Origin of the sequence: uncultured Methanobrevibacter sp., from assembly GCF_937906425.1 — an archaeon.
Lineage (GTDB): Archaea > Methanobacteriota > Methanobacteria > Methanobacteriales > Methanobacteriaceae > Methanobrevibacter.
Window position 1 is genome coordinate 1 of sequence record NZ_CALCYR010000228.1, and the last position, 4074, is coordinate 4074.

Below are 4074 nucleotides of genomic sequence, written 5' to 3' on the forward strand. Positions count from 1 at the left end.
TAATATATAATGTAGAGAATATCGGAGGGGTATTATGAAAAAGACAAAAATAATATGTAGTACTGGCCCAGCATGTAATGATGTTAAGACTATGACTGAGATGGTTAATGTTGGTATGAATTGTGCAAGAATTAATTTAAGCCATGCTACTTATGATGATATACTAGAAACTATTGAAATTGTTAGAAAAGTTAGAAATATTACGCATATGCCTGTTGCGATTATGTATGATACTAAAGGACCTGAATTTAGAACTCTTAGTTTTGAACGTGGAGGAGTAAATCTTCATACAGGTGATAAAATACGTATGAGTAAAACTTGTATACGTGGTAATAAGAAAGAGTTTGGAGTTAATCATAGTGAAGCTATTGATTATATTAAAGTAGGAGATCATGTATTAGTTGATAATGCTTTACTTGATTTAGAGGTAGTAGATAAAAAAGATGATTATGTTGTATTAAAAGCTCTTAATGATGGTAAGATACAGAATCATAAGACTATTAATGTTCCTGGTGTTGATTTAAATTTAGATTTTATTAGTGATATAGATAAAAAAGATATAGCTTTTGCAGCTGAACATTCATGTGATTATTTAGCTTTATCTTTTGTTAATACTAAAGAAGATGTAAGAGCAGCTCGTAAGATTATTGAAGACAATGGTGGAGATGCTAGAATTATTTCTAAGATTGAAAGTAGAATGGGCATAGAAAATATCGATGAGATAATTAGAGAATCTGATGGTATTATGATTGCTCGTGGAGATCTTGGAGTAGAAGTACCAATGGAAGAGTTACCAATACTTCAAAAGAGAATAATTACTAAGTGTCGTGAAAATGGTAAGTTTGCAATTGTTGCTACTGAAATGCTTGCTTCTATGTATGAGAGTCCAAGACCTACAAGAGCGGAAGTTACAGATATTGCGAATGCGGTAATTGATGGAACTGATTGTGTTATGTTATCAGGTGAGACTACTGTTGGTAAGCATCCAATAGATGCAGTTAAAATAATGAGTAGAATATGTGAATATGTTGAGTCAACGATTGATTATACTAAGCATACAGCTTATAAAAGAACTATAGGTATTAGTGATACAATTGCTAAACTTGTTGTTGATGCTGTTGAGTATTCTAATATTAAGTTGATTGTTACTACTACTATGACAGGTTTTACTGCTCGTAAGATTAGTAATTTAAGACCAAATTGTATAATACTTGCTTGTTGTCCATCTAATCATATAGCAGAGAAGGTTGCTTTAAACTTTGGAGTTAAACCAATAGTTACAGATGTATATGAGAGTACAGATGAGATGGTTGAGACAGCTAGAAAGTTTGCTAAAAAAGAGTTTAAATTAAAAATAAAGAAAAAATAAGAAATAAATAAAAAAAGAATTAGAATTTAAAAATAAAAAAGATTAAAATAAAGAAATAAAACAAATAAAAAAAGAAAAGAGAGATTAAAATTAATTTAAATCTCTGCCGAATATGTGAACAGCACAAGTACCGCCAGTACCACCTACATTATGAGTCATACCGATTTCAGCACCATCCACTTGACGTTTACCTGCTTCTCCTCTTAATTGCCATACAATTTCAGCAGCTTGAGCAATACCAGTTGCTCCGAGAGGGTGACCTCTTGCCTTTAAACCACCTGATGGGTTAATTGGACAATCTCCATCAATATTGGTTTGTCCGTCTTCAAGAACCTTTCCACCTTCTCCCTTTTTAGCAAATCCTAAGTCTTCAATTGCAAGTAAACCATTGATTGAGAAACAATCATGGACTTCAGTAGCATCAATATCCTTAACAGTTACTCCAGCCATATCATAAGCCTTTCTGGAAGCTGCAATGGTAGCGTCCAAAGTGGTTATGTCTTTTCTGCTGTGTAATGCAATTGTACCTGAGGATTGTGCAGATGCCTTTACATAAATAGGAGTGTCAGTATATTCCTTAGCCTTTTCAGCAGCACAGATAACAACAGCTGCAGCTCCGTCGGAAACAGGAGAACAGTCAAGTAAAGTTAATGGATCTGCTACTGGAGAAGAGGCTAAAACCTTATCTACAGAAACTTCAAATGGGAATTGAGCATTTGGGTTATTAGCTGCATTCTTATGGTTAACTACAGACATCATAGCCAATTGTTCTCTGGTTGTACCATATTCATACATATGCCTTTGAGCAATCATAGCGTATAATGATGGGAAAGTAGCTCCTTGTTGTGCTTCCCATTCCTGATCGGATGCAGTAGCAATAGCTGGAGTTGCATCAACAACATCAGTCATTTTTTCCACTCCTGCAGAAACCACAACATCATGATAACCGGAAGCGACAGCCATAATACCTTGTCTAAGTGCTAATCCACCAGATGCACAAGCAGCTTCAACTCTTGTACATGGAACTGGGTTTAAACCCATATTATCAGAAATAAGTGAAGCAATATGTTCTTGACCTACAAAAAGACCTGCAGACATGTTTCCAACAAACATAGCTTCCAAATCTGCACCACTTAAATTAGCATCTTCAATAGCTCCAAGTCCTGCTTCAGAAATTAATTGTCTAAATGAACTTTCCCATAATTCTCCGAATTTTGTTTGGGAAGCTCCAATAATCGCAACATCTCTCATTTTTTCACCTTCTAAATAAATTCTCCATCATTTAAGCCATTCTAAGTTTTCCTTTAAATTTAGCGTAAACTGCATAATCAACATAAATCTTTTTAGAGAGGATTTCTTCAGTTGTAGGAGCTAAATTTTTAACTTCTTCAATTCTATCATTAACGGTTAAAGTGAAACCATCACTGCCAGCACCGGAACCATAGGAAACAATGAAAATCTTATCTCCAGGCTCTGCCTTATCCAATACATTGGACAATGCTAAAGGAACAGCACCTGAATAGGTGTTACCTACATTAGGAGTTAAAAGACCATCCTTATATTGTTCTGGAGTGAAACCTAACTTTTTAGCAGCCCTTATGTAAAATTTACCGTTAGGTTGATGGAAAATAGCATAATCATAATCTTCAACTTTGGTATCTGTTTTTTCAAGCAAACCTTTTGCTGCACCAAACACATGTCTGAAATAAGCTGGATCACCGGTGAATCTGCCACCGTGACTTGGGTAAGGTTGACCTTCTCTTCTGTAAAAGTCAGGAGTGTCAGTAGTAAAACTGTAAGTAGTTCCAAAGTCAGCAAGAGTATTCTTGTCTCCAATAATGTATGCAGCACCACCAGCGGAAGCAGTATATTCCAATGCATCTCCAGGAGCTCCTTGAGATGTGTCAGCACCAATAGCCAAACCATATTTTATCATGCCGGAATCTACCATACCCATGGTAGCCTGAATACCTGCAGTTCCAGCCTTACATGCAAATTCCAAGTCAGCTGCAGTCATTTCAGGGGTTGCTCCAATTGCTTCTGCAACAATGGTAGCAGTTGGTTTTACTGCATAAGGATGAGATTCGGAACCAACATAAACTGCACCAATATCCTGAGGATCGATTTGTGCTCTAGCCAATGCATGTCTTGCAGCACTAACCGCAATAGTTGCAGTATCTTCATCAGAAGATGGAACAGACTTTTCATTTACAATCAAACCATTTGAGATTGATTCAGGATTATCTCCCCATACTTTTGCGATTTCTTCTACTTTTATTCTATATGAAGGCACATTAGCCCCATATCCTACAATTCCTGCCATTAAATCACGACCATATTTTATTTAGTTCATAATTGAATAGTTCATAATTTGGAATAATAAATAAAACAATATTATTCACAGTACATAATCTTAAAATTTTGAATAATAAAATAAAATAATATTATTCACAGTACATAATCTTAAAATTTTGAATAATAAAATAAAAAAATATTATTCACAAGACATAATCTTAAAAAATAAAAATTTATTTTATTTTTTTATAATAAAAAATTTTTATGCTTATAATTTAAAATTAATAAAAAATATAATCTTAAAATTAATTTTAAGTTTATATTATTAATATTATATCTTTAACACATATAAATGTATTTAAAAAAACACTTAAAAAAAGACTAAAATTTGACCAAAATAACAAAAATAG

At 33.7% G+C, this 4074-nt stretch carries 3 protein-coding genes; 1 reads left to right on the forward strand and 2 read right to left on the reverse strand.

All coding sequences use genetic code 11. From position 1 onward, the window contains the following. The first annotated feature begins 34 nt into the window (after window positions 1–34). A complete protein-coding gene (pyk, locus tag Q0138_RS06600; RefSeq protein WP_297982330.1) occupies window positions 35–1369 on the forward strand; it encodes a pyruvate kinase in 1335 nt (444 codons plus the stop codon). A 90-nt stretch (window positions 1370–1459) separates the two neighbouring features. Here pyk and Q0138_RS06605 read toward each other — a convergent pair whose 3' ends face one another. Beyond that, window positions 1460–2620 carry a thiolase domain-containing protein gene (locus Q0138_RS06605; protein ID WP_297982333.1) on the reverse strand — a complete coding sequence of 387 codons (1161 nt, stop codon included), beginning with the start codon at window positions 2618–2620 and terminating at the stop codon, window positions 1460–1462. Between the two features lie 31 nt (window positions 2621–2651). Then, the gene (locus Q0138_RS06610; RefSeq protein ID WP_297982337.1) at window positions 2652–3692 is read right to left on the reverse strand and encodes a hydroxymethylglutaryl-CoA synthase; all 1041 of its coding nucleotides are present in this window, start codon (window positions 3690–3692) and stop codon (window positions 2652–2654) included. Window positions 3693–4074: the final 382 nt, after the last annotated feature.

Bases quoted from the DNA above. Each gene is read 5' to 3' on its own strand.
- pyk (WP_297982330.1), top strand. From the start codon at position 35: ATGAAAAAGACAAAAATAATATGTAGTACTGGCCCAGCATGTAATGAT.
- Q0138_RS06610 (WP_297982337.1), bottom strand. From the start codon at position 3,692: ATGGCAGGAATTGTAGGATATGGGGCTAATGTGCCTTCATATAGAATA.
- Q0138_RS06605 (WP_297982333.1), bottom strand. From the start codon at position 2,620: ATGAGAGATGTTGCGATTATTGGAGCTTCCCAAACAAAATTCGGAGAA.